A 22,646-nucleotide genomic window follows, 5' to 3' on the forward strand; every position below is an offset into this window, starting at 1 on the left:
GCAGATGCCGGTTTAATCGCTCTCACAGAGTCACGGAGACACAGAGAACGCCGGACATGCCGGGGCATGTCGCACGGCAACGCTCCTGTGGACATCCCATGCCGTGACGTAAAAGAGCCCCGGCTCGTTTTCGTCATGGTCAAACCATTCAACCACCCGGTCGCTGCGCGCCCTGAAGAGCGCGAAGGAAATGGGAGGTGTCAATCCCCGATACACGGCATTTCATGAATCGCTCCCCACAGGGCATGACCCACGGGTCGTGCGGGATAGACATGCGATTGCCCTGGCTGTCGACTGGCGGGCTCTGTCTTCTGTTACACTTTTTACCTCTGCTGCAACACATTCGTTACATCGATCGGGTATAACCCGTATATCAAATCAACCACCACCGACCTTAGGAGGACATCATGAACCAAAACCCATCCGTCGAAACACTCATTGAATCCTTTGACCTGATGTGGGGCAAGCACCCCGGCGTGGTCATGCTCATCGGAAAGAACCGGGACATTCTGGCCTTCAACCAGACCGGAAAAGCCTTAGGTCTCACACCGGGCATCAAATGCTTTTCCCTGACCGGCGGGACTAAGATCTGCTCCCATTGTCAGGCCAATCAGGCCCTGGATAAGAAAGAAGCCATCCGTGCCGCCGCCTGGAGCGATCCGTTGAATGCGGTCATCGACGGATACTGGATTCCGGTTGCCGGACGAAACGATGTTTACGTACATTTCGGCAATGACATCTCCGCCTATGCCGCACCGTCGATGTTTCCGGAAAACCGGTAATCGGCCGTCGGGTGAAATCGAATTTTTTATCGATTAAACGCTTGACCTTTTCCGACAAATACTTTAAAAACCATTTGTCTTTTTGGAGCGGCCTTCCGCTTGAAAAGGTAAAAAACGCACCCTATGGCGATGTAGCTCAGTTGGTTAGAGCATGCGGCTCATATCCGCAGTGTCCTTGGTTCAATTCCGAGCATCGCTACCATATATAAAGGGGTTATCCGATATTCGGATAACCCCATTTTTTTTATCCGTTCCCCTCTGCCTCACGCCCCGAATTCCCTTGAACCCATTTTGCCCAGATGGTATATAGACCCTGATTTTTCAACCGATATCAGAGGAAACGGCCATGGAAACCACCACCCGATTCGAAAGCATCGTTGAAAAACGCATCCGGGAAGCCATGGAACAGGGCAAGTTCGACAATCTTCCGGGTCACGGCAAACCCCTTGTTCTGGAGGATGATCGCCACGTACCCGAGGATATGCGGCTGGCTCACAAAATTCTCAAAAATGCCGGATGTGTTCCAAAAGAACTCGAACTGAACTGCGAGGTCCGGCGCATGGAAGACCTGATCGCCGGCATGGACGATGTGACGGCCAAGTACAAGGCCATGAAGAAACTGGCCCTGCTCAAACAGAACATGATGAAAACCAAGGGGACGGCCGCCTTTCATATTCCTGAGGATTATGAAAAAAATCTGGTCGAACGCATGGAAAAACCGGCCGCGCCCCAAAACAGATAAGGCTTTATGACACAGAAAACCCTTGCACTGATCTCCGGCGGTTTTTCCTCTGAACGGGAGGTATCGATAAACGGCGGCAACCAGGTCTTCGAGGCTCTGGACAAGAGCAAATACCTGATCCGGCGTTACGACCCCAAATTCGATCTGGCCCGCCTGGCCGCCGAAGCGCCGGAGATCGATGTGGCCCTGATCATCCTCCACGGGCCCTTTGGTGAAGACGGCACCATCCAGGGCATGCTCGATCTTCTAGGCATTCCCTACCAGGGTTCCGGCGTGCTGGGCAGCGCCCTGGCCATTGACAAGCTGGCGTCGAAAAAAATCTTTGAGCAGAGCGGTCTGCCGGTCCCGCCTTACATGACCGCCCATAAAGGCCGACCCTTCGATACTCCGGGCTGCGTGGAAACCCTTGGCCTGCCCCTTTTCGTGAAGCCGTCAACCGGCGGGTCCAGCATCGGCATGAGCCGGGTCGGAACCCCTTTCGACCTGCAACCGGCCCTTGCCAAGGCCTTTGAATACGACGACACGGTGCTGGTCGAGCGGTTCATTCAGGGCACGGAACTGACCTGCAGCGTCATCGGAAACGATGATCTTGTGGCCCTGCCTCCCATCGAAATCATCCCGGCCCACCCGTCAAGCACCTTTTTCGATTACGAGGCCAAGTACACACCGGGCGGGGCACAGGAAATCTGTCCGGCCCGCATCAGCCCGGAGCTGACCGCGGCCATGCAGGACCTGGCAAAACAGGCCCACCGCGCCCTTGGCCTTCGAGGCTACAGCCGCACGGACATGATTCTCAGCGAAGGGGCCTTTTATCTTCTGGAAACCAACACCATTCCGGGCATGACCCAAACCAGTCTGTTGCCCCTTTCGGCAAAAACCGCCGGAATGTCGTTCAGCGCGCTGTTGGACCGGTTGATTGACCTGGCACTGGAATGACCGTGAGATGCACGTTTACATATCGACTTTGACCAAATTTAACACCAAGGAGACCCGATGAATATTCTTGTTGTGGGAAGCGGCGGACGTGAACACGCCCTTGCCTGGAAAATCGCCCAAAACAAAAACGTAAAGAACCTGTTCTGCGCACCGGGAAACGCAGGGATGGCCCAGCTCGCCACCTGTGTGGACATCAAGGCCGATGACATCGACGGGCTTCTTTCCTTTGCCCTGTCTGAAAAAATCGATCTCACGGTGGTGGGACCCGAAGCCCCCCTGGCCGCAGGCATTGTGGACATATTCGAGAAAAAGGGCCTCACGGTGTTCGGCGCCTCCAAAAAGGCGGCCCAGCTCGAAGCCAGCAAAAGCTTCTCCAAAAACCTGATGGTCAAATACAAAATTCCCACCGCCAAAGGCCAGAGCTTCACCAATTACGACCAGGCCGAAAAATACATCAAAAGCGCGGGCGCGCCCCTGGTGGTCAAGGCCGACGGCCTGGCCGCAGGCAAAGGGGTTCTGATCTGTCAAACGGAAAAAGAGGCCATCGCCGCCCTTTCCACCATCATGAAGGACCAGGCCTTCGGCAGCGCGGGCTCACGGGTGGTCATCGAGGAATGCCTGGTTGGCGAGGAAGCGTCATTCCTCGCCCTGACCGACGGCAAAACCGTGCTCGCCCTGCCCTCGTCCCAGGACCACAAACGGGTGTTCGACAACGATGAAGGCCCGAACACCGGCGGCATGGGCGCCTACTCCCCCGCTCCTTTGGTGGACGGCATCCTGCACGACAAAATCATGAACGAGGTCATGATCCCCACGGTCAAGGCCATGGCCGCCGAAGGCATCCCCTACAAAGGCATTCTCTACGCGGGTCTGATGATCGACCGTGACAAAATCAAGGTTCTGGAATTCAACGCGAGGTTCGGTGATCCCGAAGCCCAGCCCCTGATGATGCGCCTTAAAAGCGATCTGGTGGACCTGATGATGGCCTGTATCGACGGCACCCTGGATCGCTGCACCATGGAGATCGACGACCGGGCGGCGGTCTGTGTGGTCATGGCCGCCGGGGGCTACCCCAATACCTATGCCAAAGGCAAGACCATCTCAGGCCTGGATGAGGCAGCCAAAATGCGCGATGTGACCGTGTTCCACGCGGGCACCGCAGTCAAAGGCAAATCCGTGGTCACCGCAGGAGGACGCGTCCTGGGGGTCACGGCTCTGGGGGACACGGTTGAAAAAGCCATCGACAAGGCCTACAAGGCCACGGCCAAAATCAGCTGGGAAAAATCCTTTCACCGCACGGACATCGGCCGCAAGGCCCTGGTCCGCCTGTCCACGCCGCCCCAGGTGGGCATTGTCATGGGCAGCGATTCGGACTTCGCCGTGATGAAGGAAACCCTTCTCACCCTGAAAAAATTCGGCATCACCTATGAAATCACCGTGGCCTCGGCCCACCGCACGCCCGAGCGGGCCGGTGTGTTCGCCTCGACCGCCCGCGAACGGGGCGTCAAGGTCATCATCGCCGCCGCCGGTCAGGCCGCCCATCTGGCCGGGGTCATGGCCGCCCACACCACCCTGCCGGTCATCGGCGTACCCATCGATTCATCGGCCCTGAACGGCCTGGACGCCCTGTTGTCCACGGTCCAGATGCCTCCGGGCGTTCCCGTGGCCACCGTGGCCATCGGCAAACCCGGCGCCACCAACGCGGGCATCCTGGCCGCCCAGATCATCGGCGTGGCCGACCCAAAGGTCGCCGCCTATCTGGCTGACTACAAAAAGGACATGGCAGGAAGCGTCACCGTCAAAGCCGAGGCCCTGGCGGCGAAGCTCAGGTAAGGGGTCAGCAGGTAAGGGGTCAGGATAGAACTATTTTTTTGATGGTTGCCTCCGGCGGCCGGCTTTTAAAAAGCCGGGCAAATGGGTTTGGTTTTATCTGGTTGCCAAACGATGAAAACGCCATCGCTATTCATCGTTTGGCAACCTTTTTAAAAGGTTGGCCCCGACAGGGCCGCCGGAGGCACACAAAACCATTTTTTGAGATGGATTGGAAACACGAAGAGCGAAGAAAATCCTGTTATTCCGTCATTCTTCGTGCCCCTTCGTGTGCTTCAGTGAGCGCAGCGAACGGGTGGTCAACAAAAAGCCCCCTTTGTCGCATCGCCGGTTTTAACTTAAGGCTATGACGGTCACGTTTCACTTTGCTCATCCCACGGGCGACACACGGTAGGATGGGCAAAGCAAAGCGTGCCCATCAATTGGACGGATCAAATGATTCCAGTCATCCCTGTCAACCCCACCCATCCAGAGCCCGCCCTCATCGCCCGGGCCGCCCGGGTGATCAATGAGGGCGGGGTGGTGGTGATCCCCACCTTTCGATTGTACGGCCTTGCCGTCAATGCCCTGAACCGCCGGGCGGTGGACAAGGTCTTCGCCATCAAGAAACGCCCCCCGGACAACCCCATCCTGCTTCTGATCAAAGACCGGAGTGAACTGGAACGGCTCGTCAGACATGTGCCCCCATCGGCGGAACGACTCATCGACCATTTCTGGCCCGGCAAGGTCACCCTGGTGTTCGAGGCCTCGGCGGCCATCCCCGATATCCTCACCGCCGGAACCGGCAAAATCGGCCTCCGTGTTCCCGAGCATCCCGTGGCCGCCGCCCTTGCCCGCGCCCTGCCCCATCCGATCACCGGCACCAGCGCCAACCTGTCCGGCGAACCCGGATGCAGCGACCCCGCCGCCTTATCGCCCGCCGTCATCGCCCAGGCCGATCTGGTCCTCGACGCGGGGAAACTCTTAGGCGGTAAGGGCTCCACCGTCATCGACGTCACCGCCGATCCGGTCCGGATCATCCGCGAAGGCGCCGTTTCCAAAGCCGAAATTTTTCAGGCCCTGTCCTTATAATTCGTTGACAATCCCGGCTTTTTTACATATTAAACTCTGTCATTGCCGGAGTGGTGAAATTGGTAAACGCAGCGGACTCAAAATCCGCCGGAGGCGACTCCTTGTCGGTTCGATTCCGACCTCCGGTACCACAAAAAGGGCCTGAACATTTTTTATTGTTCAGGCCCTTTTTGTTTTATTCCTTTCCAATCTCTATCTCCAAAGCCAAGATACCTACCTTTTCACTTCAGACCTGATAATAACCATCCATTATATAAACCCACACAATTGTTGACGTATCAGATATATGACATCGTGCTTCTTTCCGTTGGTGATCAATGCGTAAGTAGGCAAATACCCATCATGATCCAGAAGCAAGTGATCCCAACTGTTAAATCCCTTTGAATAACGTTCCGCGCTGTATGCCTTCACCAGGCGTTTGAAAACGTTTCTGTTTATCAGGGAAACGACTTGACTGAATATTCCGCTATGGCGTACCATCCGTTTAATCCTCCTTTTGTGGTTCTTGTTTTTTGTGAGAATTAAACTTTTACCCATTAGGAGGATTTTTTCAACAAGTCATTTTCATTTCGTTTTTGGACAATAGTTTGATTTTATGAAAAAAATTGCTTTCATAGATACCGAAATGGATTTTTCAGGCAATAAGATGCTTGATGCCGGAGGTATCTGCGAAAACGGAGAAATATTCCACTCCGGATCAGCTTCAGAACTTTTCGATTTTATCAGCCGGGCCGAATATACGTGCGGTCACAATATCATTCATCATGATCTGCCACTTTTTGAGAAAAACTCCGGCCGGGATCTCTCGGTCCTGAAGGCCATCGATACGCTTTATCTATCGCCCCTTCTGTTTCCAAAGAGGCCCTACCATGCGCTTTTAAAAGACGACAAGCTTCAAACTGAGGAACTGAACAATCCGTTAAATGATGCCGTAAAGGCGAAAGATCTTTTTTATGACGAGGTTTCAGCTTTTCTGAGCACGGATGAAACCCTGAAAAAAATATACGTTTCTCTTTTGAAACACCAAAAGGAATTTTCATATTTTTTTGAGTATCTCGATTATTCAGAATCGGAGGAATCTGCTGAAGAGTTATCCGGTCTTATCCGGGAATATTTTGCAGGCAGAATCTGCCGGAATGCTGATTTAAAAACGATTATTGAAGAAAACCCGGCTGAACTTTCATACTGCCTTGCACTGATAAACACAAACAGCCGATACTCCATAACGCCTCCATGGATAAGCAGAAACTATCCTGACGTTGAAAGGGTTTTGTATCTGTTAAGAAACTGCCCGTGCATTAGAGGATGCGATTACTGCCTTCAGTCGCTCGATGCAGAAAAAGGGCTGAAAAAATTTTTTGGGTTTGATTCATACAGAACCTATGACGGCAAGGCCTTACAGGAAGAGGCCGTTGTAGCGGCCATAAACAATAAATCAATTTTAGCCGTATTCCCTACAGGCGGCGGAAAATCAATTACCTTTCAGGTTCCTGCGCTGATGGCCGGAGAGTGCGTCAGGGGACTGACAGTGGTCATTTCCCCGTTACAGTCTTTGATGAAGGACCAGGTTGATAATCTTGAAGGAGCAAATATCACTGAAGCTGTTACGATAAACGGACTGCTTGACCCGATAGAACGGGCAAAATCGTTTGAAAGGGTTAAAAACGGCGACGCATCAATACTGTATATTTCTCCCGAATCGCTTCGGTCAAAAACCATAGAAAAACTTCTTCTTGGGAGGAACGTTGTAAGATTTGTGATTGACGAAGCTCATTGTTTCTCCGCCTGGGGCCAGGATTTCAGGGTGGATTATCTTTACATCGGGGACTTTATCCGCGAGCTGCAGAAAAAGAAAAATACTGACGAACCGATCCAGGTGTCCTGTTTTACCGCAACAGCAAAACAAAATGTTATTGAAGATATAAAAAATTATTTCAGAGAGAAGCTCTCTCTGGAACTCGAAACCTTCAGTTCAAATGCCTCAAGAACAAACCTGACCTACAAGGTGATCCCAAAAGAAAGCGAAGAGGACAAGTACAATGCCCTGAGAAACCTGATTGACGGGAAAAAATGCCCGACAATTATTTACGTTTCCAGAACGAAAAGGGCTTACATGATCGCACAAAGGCTTTCATCGGATGGGTACATGGCAAAGCCTTACCATGGAAAAATGGATAAACAGGAAAAGTCCGAGAATCAGAATGCCTTTATACGGGGCGATGTTCAGATAATGGTTGCGACCTCTGCCTTTGGCATGGGGGTTGATAAGAAGGATGTCGGCATGGTTATCCATTTTGAGCTTTCCGATTCTCTGGAGAACTATGTCCAGGAAGCAGGGCGGGCCGGACGGGATGAAGCCATTACCGCCGATTGCTATGCCCTTTTCAATGAAGAAGATTTAAGCAAGCATTTTATACTCCTGAACCAGACAAAATTGAGTGTAAAAGAGATCCGGCAGATCTGGCGGGCCATAAAAGATATAACCAGACTCAGGTCCTCTGTTTCAAATTCGGCACTGGAAATTGCAAGGAAAGCGGGCTGGGATGATAATGTTGCCGAAATAGAGACACGGGTAAAAACGGCCATTGCCGCCCTGGAGGAGTCCGGCTACCTGAAACGGGGCCAGAACATGCCGAGGATATATGCAAACAGCATTCTTGCCCAAAACGCCCAGGAAGCGATCGACAGAATCAACGCATCCCCAAAATTCAGTGACAGGCAAAGACAGAACGCCACCCGGATAATTAAAAAACTTTTCTCCACTAAAAGCAGAAAACACGCAACGGATGAAGTTGCAGAGGCAAGAGTCGACTATATCTCGGATCATCTGGGCATCGTAAAAGAAGACGTTATCCACCTGATAAATCTATTGCGGGAAGAAAATATACTTGCCGACACAAAGGACTTAACCGCCTTTATAAAACAGGGGGAAAAGAAAAACCGATCCCAGAAAATACTCTCCGTTTTCAGCGGCATAGAAAACTATCTTGCAACCCGGTTTGACGAAGAGGAGAAAACCTTCAATCTGAAAGAACTGAACGAAGGAGCAGAAGAAGCCGGATGCGCTGATATCTCCCCCGGTAAAATAAAAACGATTATCAATTTCTGGGCGATTAAAAACTGGATAAAACGAAGACAGCACAGTCATTCAAAAAACAATCTGACCATCTTATCAAACTACTCGGCACAGGATCTCCGGAAAAAACTGAATAAAAGACATGAACTGGCAGGGTTTATACTGGATTTTCTATATACCAGAAGCCTGAAGGAGGGCTTGGACTCAGGCGAAAACGGAGAACTGACACTGGTTGATTTTTCAGTGCATGAATTAAAAAACAGCTATGAGAAACAGACCAGCCTGTTCCGGCTTGAAACATCAACGGATGAAATAGAGGATGCACTCTTTTATCTCTCCAGAATAGAGGCGATTAAAATAGAGGGCGGGTTTCTGGTTGTATATAATAAACTGACCATTGAAAGACTTGAGAAGGACAACAGGAAGCAGTACACCAAGGGCGACTATAAAAAGCTTGAACAATTTTATGAAAGCAAGGTTCAGCAGATTCATATTGTTGGCGAATATGCCAAAAAAATGATCCATGATTATAAGGAGGCACTGATATTTGCAGATGATTATTTTCGGCTGAACTATTCATCTTTTCTGAATAAATATTTTAAAGGGAGCAGACGGGATGAAATCACAAAAAACATCACCCCTGCCAAATTCAGACAGCTCTTTGGGGAATTATCCCCTTCCCAGTTGAGTATAATCAAGGATAATGAGTCCCGTTATATCGTCGTTGCCGCAGGACCCGGCAGCGGCAAAACAAGGGTGCTTGTCCATAAACTGGCATCACTGCTTCTGATGGAGGATGTCAAGCATGAGCAGCTTCTTATGGTAACATTCTCAAGGGCTGCGGCAACAGAATTCAAAAAAAGGCTGCAGGCTTTAATAGGAAATGCCGCCGGTTTTGTAGAAATAAAAACCTTTCATGCCTATTGCTTTGACCTTCTTGGAAAAATAGGTTCCATAGAAAAGTCCGCAACGATTATTAATCAGGCTGTTGAAAAAATAAAAAACAGGGAGATTGAACCGAACAGAATCACAAAAACAGTTCTGGTCATTGATGAAGCGCAGGATATGGATGCCCGTGAGTTTGAACTGATAAAAGCACTTATGGCGCAGAATGACGAGATGAGGGTAATCGCGGTTGGAGATGATGACCAGAATATCTATGAATTTCGCGGGGCGAGTTCCGTACATCTGGAAAAATTTATTTCGGAATATCAGGCAAAGAAATATGAACTTGTCCAAAACTACCGCAGCAGAACAAACCTTGTGGAATACGCCAATAAATTTGCTGAAAGGATTAATAACAGGCTCAAGGAAACGCCCATTGCTTCCCACACCTCTGAAAACGGAAAAATCGAAATTATCAGATACGCATCTCCCCACCTGATTGAACCTGTTGTTAAAGCAATACTGTCCCGGGATTTAACTGGTACGACCGCTGTTCTTACACAGACAAATGCTGAAGCCTTACAGACAGCAGGTCTTTTGCACAAAGAAAAAATGCCTGTAAAACTGATACAAACCAACGAATTATACAGCCTTTATGATTTGCTTGAGGTCAGGTACTTTATCGACCAACTGAAGTTTTCAGACGACAGATATACGATCAGCGACGAAAACTGGGTGAAAGCAAAAAAAATGCTGTGGCAAAGATATAAAAACAGCGAACAGATTGAAACCTGTATTCATCTTATAAAAGATTTTGAACTCAGTAACAGTAAACAAAAGTATCAGTCAGACTTTGAGGTTTTTGTAAGGGAATCCCGACTTGAAGACTTCACCCAGACAAGAGGGGAAACAATTTTTGTTTCAACAATCCACAAGTCAAAGGGAAAGGAGTTTGCGAACGTCTTTCTCATGCTTGCCGGTTCTCCGCCCGACACCAATGAAAAAAACAGACAGCTTTATGTTGCAATGACAAGGGCAAAGGAGAATCTCTCCATACACACGAACGGAAACTATCTTGACACTATTGCCTGCCCGGACATGGAAAAAAGCTTTGACCCCTTCCCTTACCGAAAATCAGACCTGTTGATTCTTCAGTTAACCCACAAAGATATCTGGCTCGATTTCTTTATTCAAAGACAAAAACATATATCCTGTCTGAAAGGTGGCGACCGTCTCCTGATCGACAGTAATGGATGTTTTAACGAAAACAGAATCCGCGTTCTGATGTTTTCCAAAAGCTTTAAAAACACAATCTCACACTATGAAAAAATGGGATATATGCTTTCAGAATCAAACGTTAATGCCGTTGTCTACTGGAAAAAAGAGGGCTTGGACAATGAAATTCTAATAATTCTGCCGGAGATAAAATTCCTATTGGAATCAGGATAAAACCGTTTTCCGGCCATTAATGGCCCGTGTGCTTTCGGCAAGCCTGCATAGATTGAAAAAAGTAGACATAACCACCAAAGAAGGTCCCTGCCCTCACCTGCAATGATGGGCGATAAAACGTCCCCGAAAAAGTGTCTCATAATCGGGAAAACAACTCTACGGACGTTTTTTTGATTATCATGGATTTGTTTCGGTTTTTTTCAAAATTCCAGGGGAAACAGTGCCCGGGGTTCTGGAAAAGGTCTGACGAACGGATCAATCTATTCGGAACTATATCTTAAGGCAGAAATAGAAACACGTGACATCCGAGTGCCGTCATGTTAGGGTATTACATTGTAATACCAAGAACTATGGAGGGATTATTATGGCGACATCCGTTAAGCTGGATGACGAGCTAAAAAGCAAAGTTCAGCATCTTGCTGACTTAAAGAACCGTTCTCCGCATTGGATCATGTGCGAAGCCATTCGCGATTACATAGAGCGTGAAGAAGCCAAGGAACGTTTTAAAGAAGAAGCGTTGGCATCCTGGAAATCCTATAAGGAAACTGGTCGTCATCTTACTGGCCGGGAAGTGCGTGAATGGTTACAAACATGGGGGACGGATAAAGAATCAGAGATACCTCCATGCCACGATTGATTATTACGGAAGGGGCCGCCCGTGAATTGGAGAACTGCCGCCAATTTCTATTTGAAAAAAATCCAAACGCCGCACAAAAAGCCGCTCAAACGATTGGACATCATTTTTCTATACTGGAGACTAATCCGGAAATCGGCAGGCCGATGGATGATATCCTGAAATTGCGTGAGTTGATCATTCCCTTTGGTGATTCCGGCTACGTGGCGCTTTATCTTTTAGATGATAATACCGTTTATATTCTCGCCTTCAGACACCAAAATGAAGTGGGTTACTGAAACGGATGACCGAAAATTCAGGACAGAAATTCTCATTTTAAGTGCCGACCCACACAAACGTAAGCCCTTTTTATTGAAAAAAATCAATATTCCAGGGTGTTCAGGTCTTAAAAGACCTCCCTGATTGCGTAAACATCAAAGCTTTGGTCAACCATGAATACGTGAAGTTCCTCCACTTCAAAGATGAAGTCACCATTCCGAATGACGTGGTTGAACGAATGGCCATGGGCGGTAAAAGTATCGTCCGGGCATGGCGTGAACACCTGATGGTCTCGTAAAAAGTCGAATTTCAGACGGCTTCGTAAAATGTTCAAGATCAAGGCTTGCGAATCCGTAAGGAATGAGGCGTACTAAGGGTACGCCGCAGTGACGAGGGATGACGCGTAACGCAGATATCGGACGTTTTACGGAGCCGTCACACCTGAAGCTGTCACAAAAGGACGTGGCCGGTCGTAGGGGGATAACTCAGGCGGCTTATTCTCAGATGGAGAAAACCCCGGACAAGCTCAGGAGGGACACTCTTGAAAAGATTGCCCAGGCTATGGAAATTCCATATGAACAGGTTGCCGCATTTCGGGGAGATAAGCAGCCCAAACCTCGCACGCAACAGAGGCGGAGCCTCCGGGCATTTATTCCCGGTCGAAGACAGAAAAGATCAGGGCTCGTCGCGGCCGTGATCGTCGGCGATCATGGCCGGGTACCGGGCGTCGGTGATGCCGTGTTTTTCCTTCAGACGATCGACCAGGGGTTTTTGATCGATGAGAAAGCGGTTGAAGGCGTCGATGACGGCCGGGTGTTTGATGGTGGACAGCAGGTAGGCGTTCTGGACGTGGGGCAGCGCTTCGTCGAAGACCAGGGCGTCGGGCCCTTGAAATGCGTCGCCGAGGCGGTGGGCGGCGACCAGGGGATTGGCGTAGGCGGCGTCGATCCTGTCGAGGGCCACCTGCTTGAGAAGTCCCTCAAGGCCGGCGTTTTCAGACAAGGTCATCCGTCCGGACTTGATGTACTCCATGAACGGCCATGGGGAATACCCCATCACCATGCCCAGGCGTTTGAGACGCTCCAGGCCTTTGCCCTTGTTTTCAGAGCGCACGATCACCCCGTCGACGGCGTTGACGGTGGTCCGGCTGTAATGCACCGTCACACTGTCTTTCAGGTGTGTCTGCCACCGTGAATTGTCCGGATATTTGAAATCAATCCGGCCCTCCATCAGATAAATAAAAAGACGGTTGATCGGCAGGGGAAGATAGGTCAAACGGATGCCGTGCTCACGGGCAAAGGCATCGAGCAGGTCCCGGCCGTAACCGATGTAGTTCTGGCCGGTTCCTGAAAAATACGGCAGATAATCATGATCCTCGACCCCGACCACATATTCCTCGGCACGGAGGTCTGTCGTGATCAGATGGAAAAACAACGATAGCAGTCCCATCAGCAGCAGCCTGTGCATCACCCCTCCTTATTATGCCTGGTTTTGTTTTTTGACGTGAATCACAGTATATCCTCATTGGCCGTCAGTTTCAACCCCGGGCATGGGCCCATTAAGACAATCCCATCCAAGCTGAAGCCGAAGGCCTTGATGTTAAGACGGACCGGGGATTGCCCCGATGTTCCGATTTAGCGATTGATTTTTGGGGCTTTCTTTTCTATATAACGTAACTTGATCCGAAACGTCGCATGGGCGGCGCGAACATGTCATGACAGGGTGAGAAAGGCCGGGGGATGCGACAGAAAACCATTCTTTTTATCTGTTCGGAAAGCAGCGACCTGAGCCTGATGGCGGCGGGATTTGCAGAAATGGACCCGGCGTGCCCCGTTCGGGTCACGGCGGCCGGCCCCTCCCCTGAAACATCTCCGTCCCGGGACCTTGTCGGCATCATGAAGGACTTCGGTGCGGACGTATCCGGGCTGCGCGGCCTGTCCGTGGATGAGGTTCCCCGGCACAGTTTCGATCTTGTGATCACCCTCTGCCGCAAGACCTGGACGATCTTCCCCTATTTCAAGGGTCTGCCCCCGGTGATCCACTGGGACATGACCGCACCGGAAACATCGGGCGACAAAACAGACTGGAAAAGTTTTCTTCAAAAGGCGGCACTCATTTTGAAGCCACGGGTGGAAAGCCTTCTGAAACACGGCTACGTCAATGCCTTCACCGAAGTCAAATCCAATACGGACAACATTTTGAACAGCCTGTCCGAAGGCATTTTCGCCCACGACCTGAACCGCCGGATCTTCTATTTCAGTACGCGGGCTTCCGAATTGACCGGCCTTTTGCCCGAGGATGTCATGGGTCGGGACTGTCACGACATTTTCGATGGCGGACTATGCAGCGAAAACTGCTCGTTCTGCGGCGGGGGCACCATCTCCCCCTTTGACCGGAAGCACTATCCGATTTCCTTTTCCGATAAAAAAGGCAGTCGAAAAGAATGCGATCTGACCGTTGTGCCTCTCAAGGATGAGGAAGGAAAAATCTACGGCGTGGCCGCCTCCCTGCGGGACAACTCGGAACTCAACCTGCTCAAGCTGAGAAACCGTGAAATCAACAGCTTTAGGGGCATCATCGGCAACGATCCGCAGATGATCGACGTGTTCGAGCAGATCAAGGATGTGGCCGACTACAATTTCCCCGTGCATATTTTCGGTGAAACCGGCACGGGCAAGGAGCTGGTGGCGGCCGCCATCCACAATGAAAGCCTGCGAAGGAACAAGCCCTTTGTGCCCGTCAACTGCGGCGCCCTGCCCGAATCCCTCATTGAAAGCGAACTGTTCGGCCATGTGCGCGGGGCCTTTTCCGGTGCCGTCAAAGATAAAAAAGGCCGGTTCGAGCTGGCCGAAGGCGGGACGATCTTTCTCGATGAAATCGGAGAGCTGTCCAAAGACATGCAGGTCAAGCTGCTGCGTTTTCTCCAGGAGGGAACCTTCGACAAGGTCGGCGGTGAAAAAACCATAACCGCCAACGTTCGGGTCATCAGCGCCACCAACCGGAACCTGAAAAAAGAGGTGGAAAACAAACGGTTTCGTGAGGATCTGTACTACCGTCTGAACGTGATCCCCGTCGTTCTTCCTCCCCTTCGCAACAAGAAAAACGACATCCCCCTTCTGGTGGCCCATTTTCTGAACCGGATCGGCGAGATGCATCACGGCAAAGTTTCGCAGTTTTCCCAGGAAGCTCTGGCGGTCATGATGCAGTACCATTTCCCCGGCAATGTGCGAGAGCTTGAAAATGCCGTGCAGTACGCCATCGTAAGATCTCGGGGAAAGACCATCATGCCCGAGCATCTGCCCATGGAATTTTCAGGCATGAATGCGGACACCCAGAGCCGCAGGGGCCCTGCCAAAAAGCTCGATGCCGCCTCCGTGGTCGACGCCGTCGCCAGGGCCGGCGGCAACAAATCCAAAGCCGCCCGCCTTCTGGGTGTGGGCCGGGCCACCTTGTACCGATTCCTCGATGATCATCCGGATCTTGACGTCTGATATCATCCATATGAGGCGTACTTCGGAAGCGCCGCAGTGACGAGGGCCGACGCGTAACGCAGATATCGGACTTTTTACGAAGCCGTCAAAAAAGGATTTCAAGCACAGACTTATTCATGCTATGCTCCCTACAATATTTTTCGTAACGGGCCGCCTGCCTGTCCGCGCCCGTAACACTCCTTGAAAACTTGAAGCAAAACAATCTGTTATATGTGAGTCAACCGTGGTTGAAGCCGCCAAGGACTTTTGCCATTTCTCTATCAACATCAGTGAACCACGTGAAGGAGGAACACCATGAAAGTGACCATCACCAAGCAATGCATGGGCGACCGGAACTGCAACAATCTTTGTCCCGAAGTCTTCGAATACGACGAAGATCAGCTGATCTCCACGGTCAAGTTCGACGAAATCCCCGAACAATACAAAGCCGTTGTCAGACAGGCCGCCCGGGAATGCGGTGCCGAGGCCATCGAAATCACGGACGATGACAATTAATCGTGTGCCTTATCTATAAAGGGTGAACAAGGACACGGCATACCGTGTCCTTGTTCATTCCCCACGGCTTTTCATGAAAGGACGATGACCATGACCGCCTTCAGAGACAGCAAGACCGCCAAAAACCTCTTGACGTCCTATGCCTTTGAGTCCCAGGCCGTCACGCGCTACATTTTCTACGCCGACAAGGCCCGGGAAGAGGAATTGATTCAGATTGCGGATATCTTCAAGGAGACCGCCGATCAGGAACTGGAACACGCCTCCCGGTTCTTCAAGTTTTTCAATGGCGGGGAACTGGAAATCACCGCCACCTTTCTGACCGGTGTGGTGCGGGGGACGCTGGACAACCTTCTGGCCGCCGCCGCCCTGGAAAAGAATGTTCACACTGTCCTCTACCCCGGATTCGCCGCCGTGGCACGAAAAGAAGGGTTCGAACGGGCCGCCGAAACCTGGGACGCCATTTCCACAGCCGAGGCCCAGCATGAACAAAATTTCAACGCCCTGGCTGAAAATATCCGGACCGGCACCGCGTTCAAGCGCAACGAAACCCGCATCTGGCGATGCAAAAGCTGCGGCTTTATCCACTCGGGCCAGACGCCGCCGGACAAATGCCCGGCCTGCGTCAAACCCCCGGGATATTTCGAACTGTTTCTGCCCAACTGGTAATACAAGGCCACAAACGTTCCTTATTTCAGCTGATGGGCACGCTTCGCTTTGCCCATCCTACCTTGTTTCGCCCCTTGGAAGGACAAAGCGAAGCGTGCCCGGAAGGATCTCGGCGTTTCATCCAATCATTTGTTCACACCATCCGTTTCCAGACAATGGCTCCGGGCTTGCAGCTGTCCGTACAGTCGCCGCACTGGACACAGTTCGACTCCGACGGCCGGGTTTCCATCATGCATCGTTTTCGGCACTGGTCACACTGTGTGCACCGATCGTTCATGGAAAACCGGAACAGGGATATCCGTGACAGCAGCTCGACGGCACCGCCCGTGGGACAGAGAAACCGGCACCAGAGCATGGGAACCAAAAGGCTGAGGCCAAGGGCCGCAAGGACGAAAACGGTTTTGTAAATCCAGATGGCATCGGCGTGCTCAAAGGTCAGGGCCACGGATTTGAAGAATTCACCGGTCCGGATGGGGATGGCCCACCTTGGGTTGTTCATCACGAAAAACAGGTACAGGCTCACACAAAGGGCCAGATATTTCCCATACCCCAACACGGTCGAGACGGTTCCCTTGATTTTCTCTTTGAAAAAAGCCCCCAACGACAGGATCTCCGACACCAGCCCACCGGGGCAGACCCATCCGCAGAACACCCGGCCGAAAAAAAGGGCGGACAGGCCGATCAGAATCCAGCTCCACATCCAGAGGCTGCGGCCGGGGCACTGAATGACCGGGCAGTTGCCGCATCCGATGTAGGGCACGGCAAAGGGGCATCTGAATATGCCGTAAAACGACCATTCTCCGATCAGGCCCAGCGAAACAAGCTGGACCAGTCGACGTTTCCAGTTGGCAAAAAATTTCTCACGCATCGATGATCGTCTCCCAAAAAAAAGAATTTAATACGGCTTCGTAACATGTTCGAGATCAAGGCTTGCGAGTCCCGAGGAGCGGCGTACTAAGGGTACGCCGCAGTGACGAGGGATGACGCGCAACGCAGATATCGGACGTTTTACGAAGCCGTCACCCCGTATGTTGCGGCCAGCCTGCGACCTTCCTCGGAACGGGCCGGGATGAATCCGGCCTTTTCAAAACACGCCTGCCCCGTCTCCGACAGGATGAAATGCACAAACGCATCGGCCAGATCTCTGTCTTTGGCCCAGGTCATCACGCCGATGGTGAACGGAACGGGTGGCGGCGGAATCAAGGCCTCGGGAATCGGCAGCGTTTCGAGACGTCCCTCAAACTCGGGCAGCCGTGTGATGCGTTCTTCGATGACGGCCGCATCCCCCTTTCCCGAAACCAGATCGGTCACCGCGGTCTGAACGCAGTCGCCCAGGGTGACGGCGTTTTTCATGGCCTGGTCCAGAACCCCTGCTTTCTTTAGGACGGCCATGGACGCCGCCCCTCCGGGAGGCGAGGCATCGGGAATCAACACCGTTCGAACGCCGGCCTTTCCCATGTCCTCTACCGTGGAAATCCCGGCGGGATTTCCTTTGGGCACGGCCACGACATACCGGGTAAAACACAGGGGCTCGAAAAAAAGCATCTTGCCCTGGGCCTTGAGTTTCTTGGCGAGATCGAGCACCCTGGGCGCGAACACCTCGGTCTGCGCACTTCCGCCTAAAAGGGATTTGCCCAAAGCGCCGGCAAAGGCTCCGGTGTATGCGATCGACGCGTTGTTTTTTTCCTCAAACAAACGGTTGGCCGGGATAAACGCCTCGGCCAGCCCGCCGCAGGACCAGACCTGAAGGGTTCGGGGCGTCTCGTCTGCCGCAAAGGCCTGGCCGCTCCCGGCAAGACCCGCGCCCAGGGCCAGCCCCCCCGTTTTAATGAACGACCGCCTGCTTATGCCGTTTTTTTCCATGCGCAACGCTCCTTTCCTGGAATGCCCCGGGCATCGGCCCGGCATTGTTTGCATGATGTGAAGACGCTCAGATACTCGCCGCAGGCCCGGTAAAGGCCCGCCATGTCAGACCGGCCCGGTGCCGTCAGATGACCGAAGGTTCCCATGGGAATCAGCGGCATGACGTTCATCACGGACGCACCCAGTTGGGCAACGGTTTTTGCGATCTCAGGAATATGGTCCATGTTGATGCCCGGTACGGCCACCGTGTTGACTTTGACGAACATTCCGGCAGAGACGGCCATCTCAATGCCCCGAAGCTGCCGGTCACGAAGAACCTCAGCCCCGCCCGTCCCGGTTTTCCGGATGCCGCCGTCTTCGACCCAGTGATGAATGCGCGAGGTAATGGCCGGGTCCACCCCGTTGACGGTCACGGTCACATAACCCAGGCCGCAGGCGGCCAGCCTCTCCACGGAATCGGGAAGATTCAGCCCGTTTGTGCACAGACAGAGCCGGACGTCGGGGAGATCCCGGGCTATGGCCTCGAGGGTTTGAAAGGTTTCCGGATTGGCCAGGGGATCGCCGGGGCCTGCGATGCCCACGATGGCCCTCGGCCCCCATTCCGATACGAAATCACGGGCCGTACGGACCGCCTCCTCCAGATTCATAATCTTATCGCAGATACCGGGCCGCTCTGTCCGGTCATCGGAACGACCGATGCTGCGCTGGCAGTACCCGCAACGGATGTTGCAGCGCAAGGCCACGGGAAGATGAATCCGGGCCACCCGATGATGGGCCCGGTCATTCATGCAGGGGTGGTCGGGAAGATGTTCGGGGGCGATCACAGCCATCATATGTCCTTTTTTCTTGAGTCGATGAATGAATCACAGGGAATTAGTATGGATAAAAAAATATTTCCAATTTTTAATCTCGATGGGCTTGGGCCTGATAATCGGCGATCCTGATACGGACAATCACACTATTCTATTGATCGACCCGATATTCTGTGGAATAATCGCACCATGAATATCCTGTATCTTCTCAGCCAGCTACCGGAAAAAACAGGCAGCGGGATTTACACCCGGGCTCTCATTGACCGTGCCGTCCGGTCGGGCCATCGCTGCTCCCTGGTGGCGGCCTGCGCCACGGAAGATCGTCCGGACGTGAACCTTATCGGAGCAGACCCCGTCCATCTGGCGCTTTTCGGCCGGGAGCCCCTGTCCTTTTCCATTCCCGGCATGAGCGATGTGATGCCCTATCCCAGCAGCCGGTTTTCAGACCTTGAACCTTCTCAGATCGACGCCTATCTGACCGTTTTTGAAGGCATCATCCGTGGTGCGGTCCAGGAAAACCCGCCGGATATCATCCACAGCAACCATCTGTGGCTGATGAGCGCCCTGGCCCGCCGGATGTTTCCCCATATCCCCATGGTGGTCAGCTGTCACGGCACCGACCTCCGGCAGTTTTATAACTGCCCGCACCTGCGCCGGCATATCATGGACGAGATACCGAAGATCGACGCCGTCCTCGCCCTCACCGGGCATCAGAAAAAACAGATCTGCGAGATGTTCGGCCTGAACGGCGACACGGTCCATGTGGTGCCCTCGGGCTATGACCCCGCCCTTTTTTATCCGGCGCCCAAACCGCAGCCGCCGCCGTTTTCCATGGTGTATGCGGGAAAACTGTCAGAAAGCAAGGGCGTGCCCCTTCTCATCGAAAGCCTTGCCCACGAACGGCTTCGCCACCGCCCGATCACCCTGACCCTGGCCGGATCGGGAGCGGGTGCCGAGGCGGACCTGTGCATGGCCCTTGCGGAGGCTCAGGGGAAACGGGCGTCATGCCTGGGACCCCTGTCACCGTCTGATCTGGCGAAAAAAATGCGCTCATCCCATCTTTTCGTGCTGCCGTCGTTCTTCGAAGGACTGCCCCTGGTTCTCATCGAAGCCCTGGCCTCGGGCTGCCGCATCGTTGCAACGGATCTGCCGGGGATCCGTGAGCTGGTGGCGGATCTTCCCCCCGGCTGTGGTGAACTGATTGAACTCCCCCCCCTTGAAACCGTCGATCGGCCTTTTGATACAGATCGGCCCCTGATCCGGGACCGCCTGGCCCGGGCCATGGAAAACGTGATCCGGACCATCGAGACCGACGGCCCCCTTTCAAGCGACATTATCGATCATGTCAGGCGTCACCACAGCTGGGAAACGGTCTTCAACCGTATCGAAGCCCTTTACAAGAGCCTGGTCTGATCCCCATCCATGGCCCATACCAATACTCCCGTGTCAATCCATCCGGATTATCAATTTGACCCCGATAAACGGGCCGTTTATTTTATACTCCGTGTTTCAATGATTTAATCGGGGTAAATGGTCAGATGAAAACGGACATGATTCATGAAAAGGGGTCGGGTCGGATCAACGAGGACGCGATTTCCCTGAACGGCAGGCTTTTCGGGGTGTTCGACGGCGCCACCAGCCTGACCCGTGACACCTACGACAACGATAAAACCGGCGGGTTTCTCGCATCGCGGATCGCAAGCGACGTCTTCCTCACCGGTGAGGGGCCGCTTCACGGTCTTGCCCACCGTGCCAACACGGCCATTTACGAAAAAATGCTCTCATGCGGGGTCGATGTGGCGGACAAGGCCGCGTTGTGGAGCACCAGCTGCGCCGTGGTCCGCATCCTCGACGATGTTATCGAATGGGTCCAGACCGGCGATTCCCTCCTGCTTCTGATCTATGACGACGGCAGCTACCATATCCCGGTCAACGATTACGACCATGACCGGGAAACGCTTTTGATGTGGAAAGACCTGGCACGCACGGCCGGAGAAAAAAAAATATTCGATCTTCTGAGCGATCAGATCCGAAAAATCCGGGCGGGCATGAACGTGACCTACGGGGTGCTGAACGGCGAAGCTCATTTTGAACGATTTCTGAACACCGGCAAGGTCTCTCGTGAGGGAGTCAACCACATTCTTCTGTTCACCGACGGCCTGTTTCTCCCCTCGCCCCATCCGGACCGTGAACCGGATTTCGACACCTTTGTAGACATCTTCATGGAAGGCGGCCTCAAAGCCCTGCGGGATCACGTGCGACGCATCGAAAAAACGGACCCGGATTGCAAACGCTACCCCCGCTTCAAACCCCACGACGACATCGCCGCCGTTGCCATCACCCTGTGATTAAAGACTCGTTTCGACAATCCGGGCTTGCATGTTTCATGGATCTGCCGCATAATTTTTCACGGTGATGACAACGAAAACGGTGGCCCCGACAAAGAAATTGACGGTCTCCCGACATTAGGATCGATGCCCATGGCCCACAAGGACCTGCCTGCCCCCCTTCGCATTGACGCAAGCCTTCCCCGGCCGCTTCTCATCGTGGTGGAGGATGTGGGGTGGTGGGACGGACACGGCGACCGAAAAAAAAACGAGCCCTTCGGAACCGGTTTGGGGCGCCCCCATGTCCCCGCCGATTATCAGTCCCTGATACGGCTTGCAAGGGGGCTTGGAACGCAGATCTTCGCCGGCATGGTGCTGTGCGAATGGGACCGCAAAGGATACCTTCGGGACTGCCCCTCGTCAACCTGGCTGGGAACCGCCTGGCATGGCTGCGCCGTCGCCCGCGACCATCAGCGCCGCGCCCGCGACCTCATCAACGACCATCCCGGCCATCTGGCCCTGGCCCTTCACGGCCTGGGTCATGAATTCTGGGATCATGGCCGGATGTGCCGCAGCGAATTTCATGACGAAGCGGGAAACCTGCGTGACCGCCAAACGGTCATCGCCCACCTTGAACACTGCGCACGGCTGTTTCACGAGGCCGGGTTCACCGCATCCTTTCCGCAGGTGTTCATTCCCCCGGCTCTCCATCACGCCTTCGGCAACGGCTGCGACGGCATGCAGGGGATTCTTGCCGACGCCGGAATCCGTTTTGTGCTGACAGCGTTTGCAAAGGCCCGGCAGCATCGTCCGCCGATGTTTCCCCGAATCACCGAGGAATGCGGCGTCACGTTGATCGAGCGGGGACAGGCCCCGGTCTCCTGGGAACAGGCCACCGCATCGCCCCGCTTTGACTTCGGGCATCCGGTGCTGCCCCTTCACTGGGCCAACCTTCTCCACCGGGACCCGGCCCGGAACCCAACGGTGGTCGATGGCTGGATTGATTTTTTGAAAACAAACGCCGAGGCCTGCGGCATGATCTTCCTTCCCGATGTCGAGGACGCCCTGGCCCAAATCGTGTTTCAAGACCTGACCCGAATCGAGATCCGTGAAACGACGATTTTATTTGACCTGACCGACGTGCGACGAGTCTTTGCCCCGCACATGGATCGGGGTTTTTTCGTCACACTTCCCGACGAGGCCAGGGTACCTGCCGGCGAGGGCCGCATCTGCCCCGCCGACGGAATACGACCCGGCCTCAAACGGATCATTCCCGCCAGTGGCATCCCGAAAATTCATGTAAAGTGAAGCGATACGATTGCGTCACGC

At 53.1% G+C, this 22,646-nt stretch carries 19 protein-coding genes, 2 tRNA genes and 1 pseudogene; 17 read left to right on the forward strand and 5 right to left on the reverse strand.

The genetic code is table 11. The features are described from left to right. The first annotated feature begins 407 nt into the window (after window positions 1-407). The 7 genes from ACYQ11_RS11445 to ACYQ11_RS11475 all read left to right on the forward strand — a co-directional run bounded on the left by ACYQ11_RS11445 (window position 408) and on the right by ACYQ11_RS11475 (window position 5,492). Window positions 408-782, forward strand: coding sequence for a hypothetical protein (locus ACYQ11_RS11445; RefSeq protein ID WP_459923922.1), 375 nt, complete (start codon window positions 408-410; stop codon window positions 780-782). Between the two features lie 125 nt (window positions 783-907). Continuing rightward, window positions 908-984: transfer RNA gene (locus tag ACYQ11_RS11450), tRNA-Met, on the forward strand. A 144-nt stretch (window positions 985-1,128) separates the two neighbouring features. Further along, complete coding sequence (locus tag ACYQ11_RS11455; RefSeq protein WP_459923923.1) at window positions 1,129-1,524, forward strand: DnaJ family domain-containing protein; 396 nt, start codon at window positions 1,129-1,131, stop codon at window positions 1,522-1,524. Window positions 1,525-1,530: 6 nt separating this feature from the next. Continuing rightward, complete coding sequence (locus ACYQ11_RS11460; RefSeq protein ID WP_459923924.1) at window positions 1,531-2,460, forward strand: D-alanine--D-alanine ligase family protein; 930 nt, start codon at window positions 1,531-1,533, stop codon at window positions 2,458-2,460. Window positions 2,461-2,517: 57 nt separating this feature from the next. Then, the gene (gene purD, locus ACYQ11_RS11465) at window positions 2,518-4,293 is read left to right on the forward strand and encodes a phosphoribosylamine--glycine ligase (RefSeq protein ID WP_459923925.1); all 1,776 of its coding nucleotides are present in this window, start codon (window positions 2,518-2,520) and stop codon (window positions 4,291-4,293) included. 432 nt (window positions 4,294-4,725) lie between these two features. Next, window positions 4,726-5,361 carry an L-threonylcarbamoyladenylate synthase gene (locus tag ACYQ11_RS11470; protein ID WP_459923926.1) on the forward strand — a complete coding sequence of 212 codons (636 nt, stop codon included), beginning with the start codon at window positions 4,726-4,728 and terminating at the stop codon, window positions 5,359-5,361. Window positions 5,362-5,405: 44 nt separating this feature from the next. Continuing rightward, window positions 5,406-5,492 (forward strand) — tRNA-Leu (locus ACYQ11_RS11475). A gap of 118 nt (window positions 5,493-5,610) precedes the next feature. On the opposite strand, the gene ACYQ11_RS11480 is transcribed toward ACYQ11_RS11475, so the two are convergent. Beyond that, the gene (locus tag ACYQ11_RS11480) at window positions 5,611-5,898 is read right to left on the reverse strand and encodes a DUF4372 domain-containing protein (protein ID WP_459923927.1); all 288 of its coding nucleotides are present in this window, start codon (window positions 5,896-5,898) and stop codon (window positions 5,611-5,613) included. 58 nt (window positions 5,899-5,956) lie between these two features. Here ACYQ11_RS11480 and ACYQ11_RS11485 point away from each other — a divergent pair, with 58 nt between their 5' ends. From ACYQ11_RS11485 to ACYQ11_RS11500, 4 genes and pseudogenes are all read left to right on the forward strand, one after another. Continuing rightward, a complete protein-coding gene (locus ACYQ11_RS11485) occupies window positions 5,957-10,771 on the forward strand; it encodes a RecQ family ATP-dependent DNA helicase (RefSeq protein WP_459923928.1) in 4,815 nt (1,604 codons plus the stop codon). A gap of 364 nt (window positions 10,772-11,135) precedes the next feature. Beyond that, window positions 11,136-11,408, forward strand: coding sequence for a CopG family ribbon-helix-helix protein (locus tag ACYQ11_RS11490; protein ID WP_459923929.1), 273 nt, complete (start codon window positions 11,136-11,138; stop codon window positions 11,406-11,408). After that, a complete protein-coding gene (locus ACYQ11_RS11495) occupies window positions 11,396-11,683 on the forward strand; it encodes a type II toxin-antitoxin system RelE/ParE family toxin (RefSeq protein ID WP_459923930.1) in 288 nt (95 codons plus the stop codon). Before ACYQ11_RS11490 ends, ACYQ11_RS11495 begins: the two co-directional genes overlap by 13 nt. A gap of 376 nt (window positions 11,684-12,059) precedes the next feature. Then, window positions 12,060-12,227, forward strand: a pseudogene (locus ACYQ11_RS11500) (helix-turn-helix domain-containing protein); the annotation flags it as partial. Between the two features lie 111 nt (window positions 12,228-12,338). Here ACYQ11_RS11500 and ACYQ11_RS11505 read toward each other — a convergent pair. Beyond that, complete coding sequence (locus ACYQ11_RS11505; protein ID WP_459924005.1) at window positions 12,339-13,130, reverse strand: substrate-binding periplasmic protein; 792 nt, start codon at window positions 13,128-13,130, stop codon at window positions 12,339-12,341. Window positions 13,131-13,402: 272 nt separating this feature from the next. Between ACYQ11_RS11505 and ACYQ11_RS11510 the strand changes: the two genes are divergently transcribed. The 3 genes from ACYQ11_RS11510 to rbr all read left to right on the forward strand — a co-directional run bounded on the left by ACYQ11_RS11510 (window position 13,403) and on the right by rbr (window position 16,315). After that, window positions 13,403-15,154 (forward strand): sigma 54-interacting transcriptional regulator, encoded by a 1,752-nt coding sequence (locus tag ACYQ11_RS11510; protein ID WP_459923931.1) that lies wholly within the window; start codon window positions 13,403-13,405, stop codon window positions 15,152-15,154. A gap of 294 nt (window positions 15,155-15,448) precedes the next feature. Next, the gene (locus ACYQ11_RS11515; protein WP_459923932.1) at window positions 15,449-15,649 is read left to right on the forward strand and encodes a ferredoxin; all 201 of its coding nucleotides are present in this window, start codon (window positions 15,449-15,451) and stop codon (window positions 15,647-15,649) included. A gap of 90 nt (window positions 15,650-15,739) precedes the next feature. After that, window positions 15,740-16,315 (forward strand): rubrerythrin, encoded by a 576-nt coding sequence (gene rbr / locus ACYQ11_RS11520; RefSeq protein ID WP_459923933.1) that lies wholly within the window; start codon window positions 15,740-15,742, stop codon window positions 16,313-16,315. Between the two features lie 133 nt (window positions 16,316-16,448). Here the strand turns inward: rbr and ACYQ11_RS11525 are convergent, their stop codons facing one another. From ACYQ11_RS11525 to ACYQ11_RS11535, 3 genes are all read right to left on the reverse strand, one after another. Beyond that, window positions 16,449-17,183 carry a 4Fe-4S binding protein gene (locus ACYQ11_RS11525; RefSeq protein ID WP_459923934.1) on the reverse strand — a complete coding sequence of 245 codons (735 nt, stop codon included), beginning with the start codon at window positions 17,181-17,183 and terminating at the stop codon, window positions 16,449-16,451. A 140-nt stretch (window positions 17,184-17,323) separates the two neighbouring features. Continuing rightward, a complete protein-coding gene (locus ACYQ11_RS11530) occupies window positions 17,324-18,178 on the reverse strand; it encodes a substrate-binding domain-containing protein (protein WP_459923935.1) in 855 nt (284 codons plus the stop codon). Beyond that, entirely contained in the window at window positions 18,160-19,011 is an 852-nt protein-coding gene (locus ACYQ11_RS11535; RefSeq protein WP_459923936.1) for a radical SAM protein, read from the reverse strand. Before ACYQ11_RS11535 ends, ACYQ11_RS11530 begins: the two co-directional genes overlap by 19 nt. Before the next feature lie 168 nt (window positions 19,012-19,179). On the opposite strand from ACYQ11_RS11535, the gene ACYQ11_RS11540 reads away from it, so the two are divergent. From ACYQ11_RS11540 to ACYQ11_RS11550, 3 genes are all read left to right on the forward strand, one after another. Beyond that, entirely contained in the window at window positions 19,180-20,403 is a 1,224-nt protein-coding gene (locus ACYQ11_RS11540; protein ID WP_459923937.1) for a glycosyltransferase family 4 protein, read from the forward strand. 125 nt (window positions 20,404-20,528) lie between these two features. Continuing rightward, complete coding sequence (locus tag ACYQ11_RS11545; RefSeq protein WP_459923938.1) at window positions 20,529-21,338, forward strand: PP2C family serine/threonine-protein phosphatase; 810 nt, start codon at window positions 20,529-20,531, stop codon at window positions 21,336-21,338. A gap of 132 nt (window positions 21,339-21,470) precedes the next feature. Beyond that, a complete protein-coding gene (locus ACYQ11_RS11550; protein WP_459923939.1) occupies window positions 21,471-22,625 on the forward strand; it encodes a hypothetical protein in 1,155 nt (384 codons plus the stop codon). Window positions 22,626-22,646 lie beyond the last annotated feature (21 nt).

The sequence above is a fragment of the Desulfatiferula olefinivorans genome, assembly GCF_054657895.1.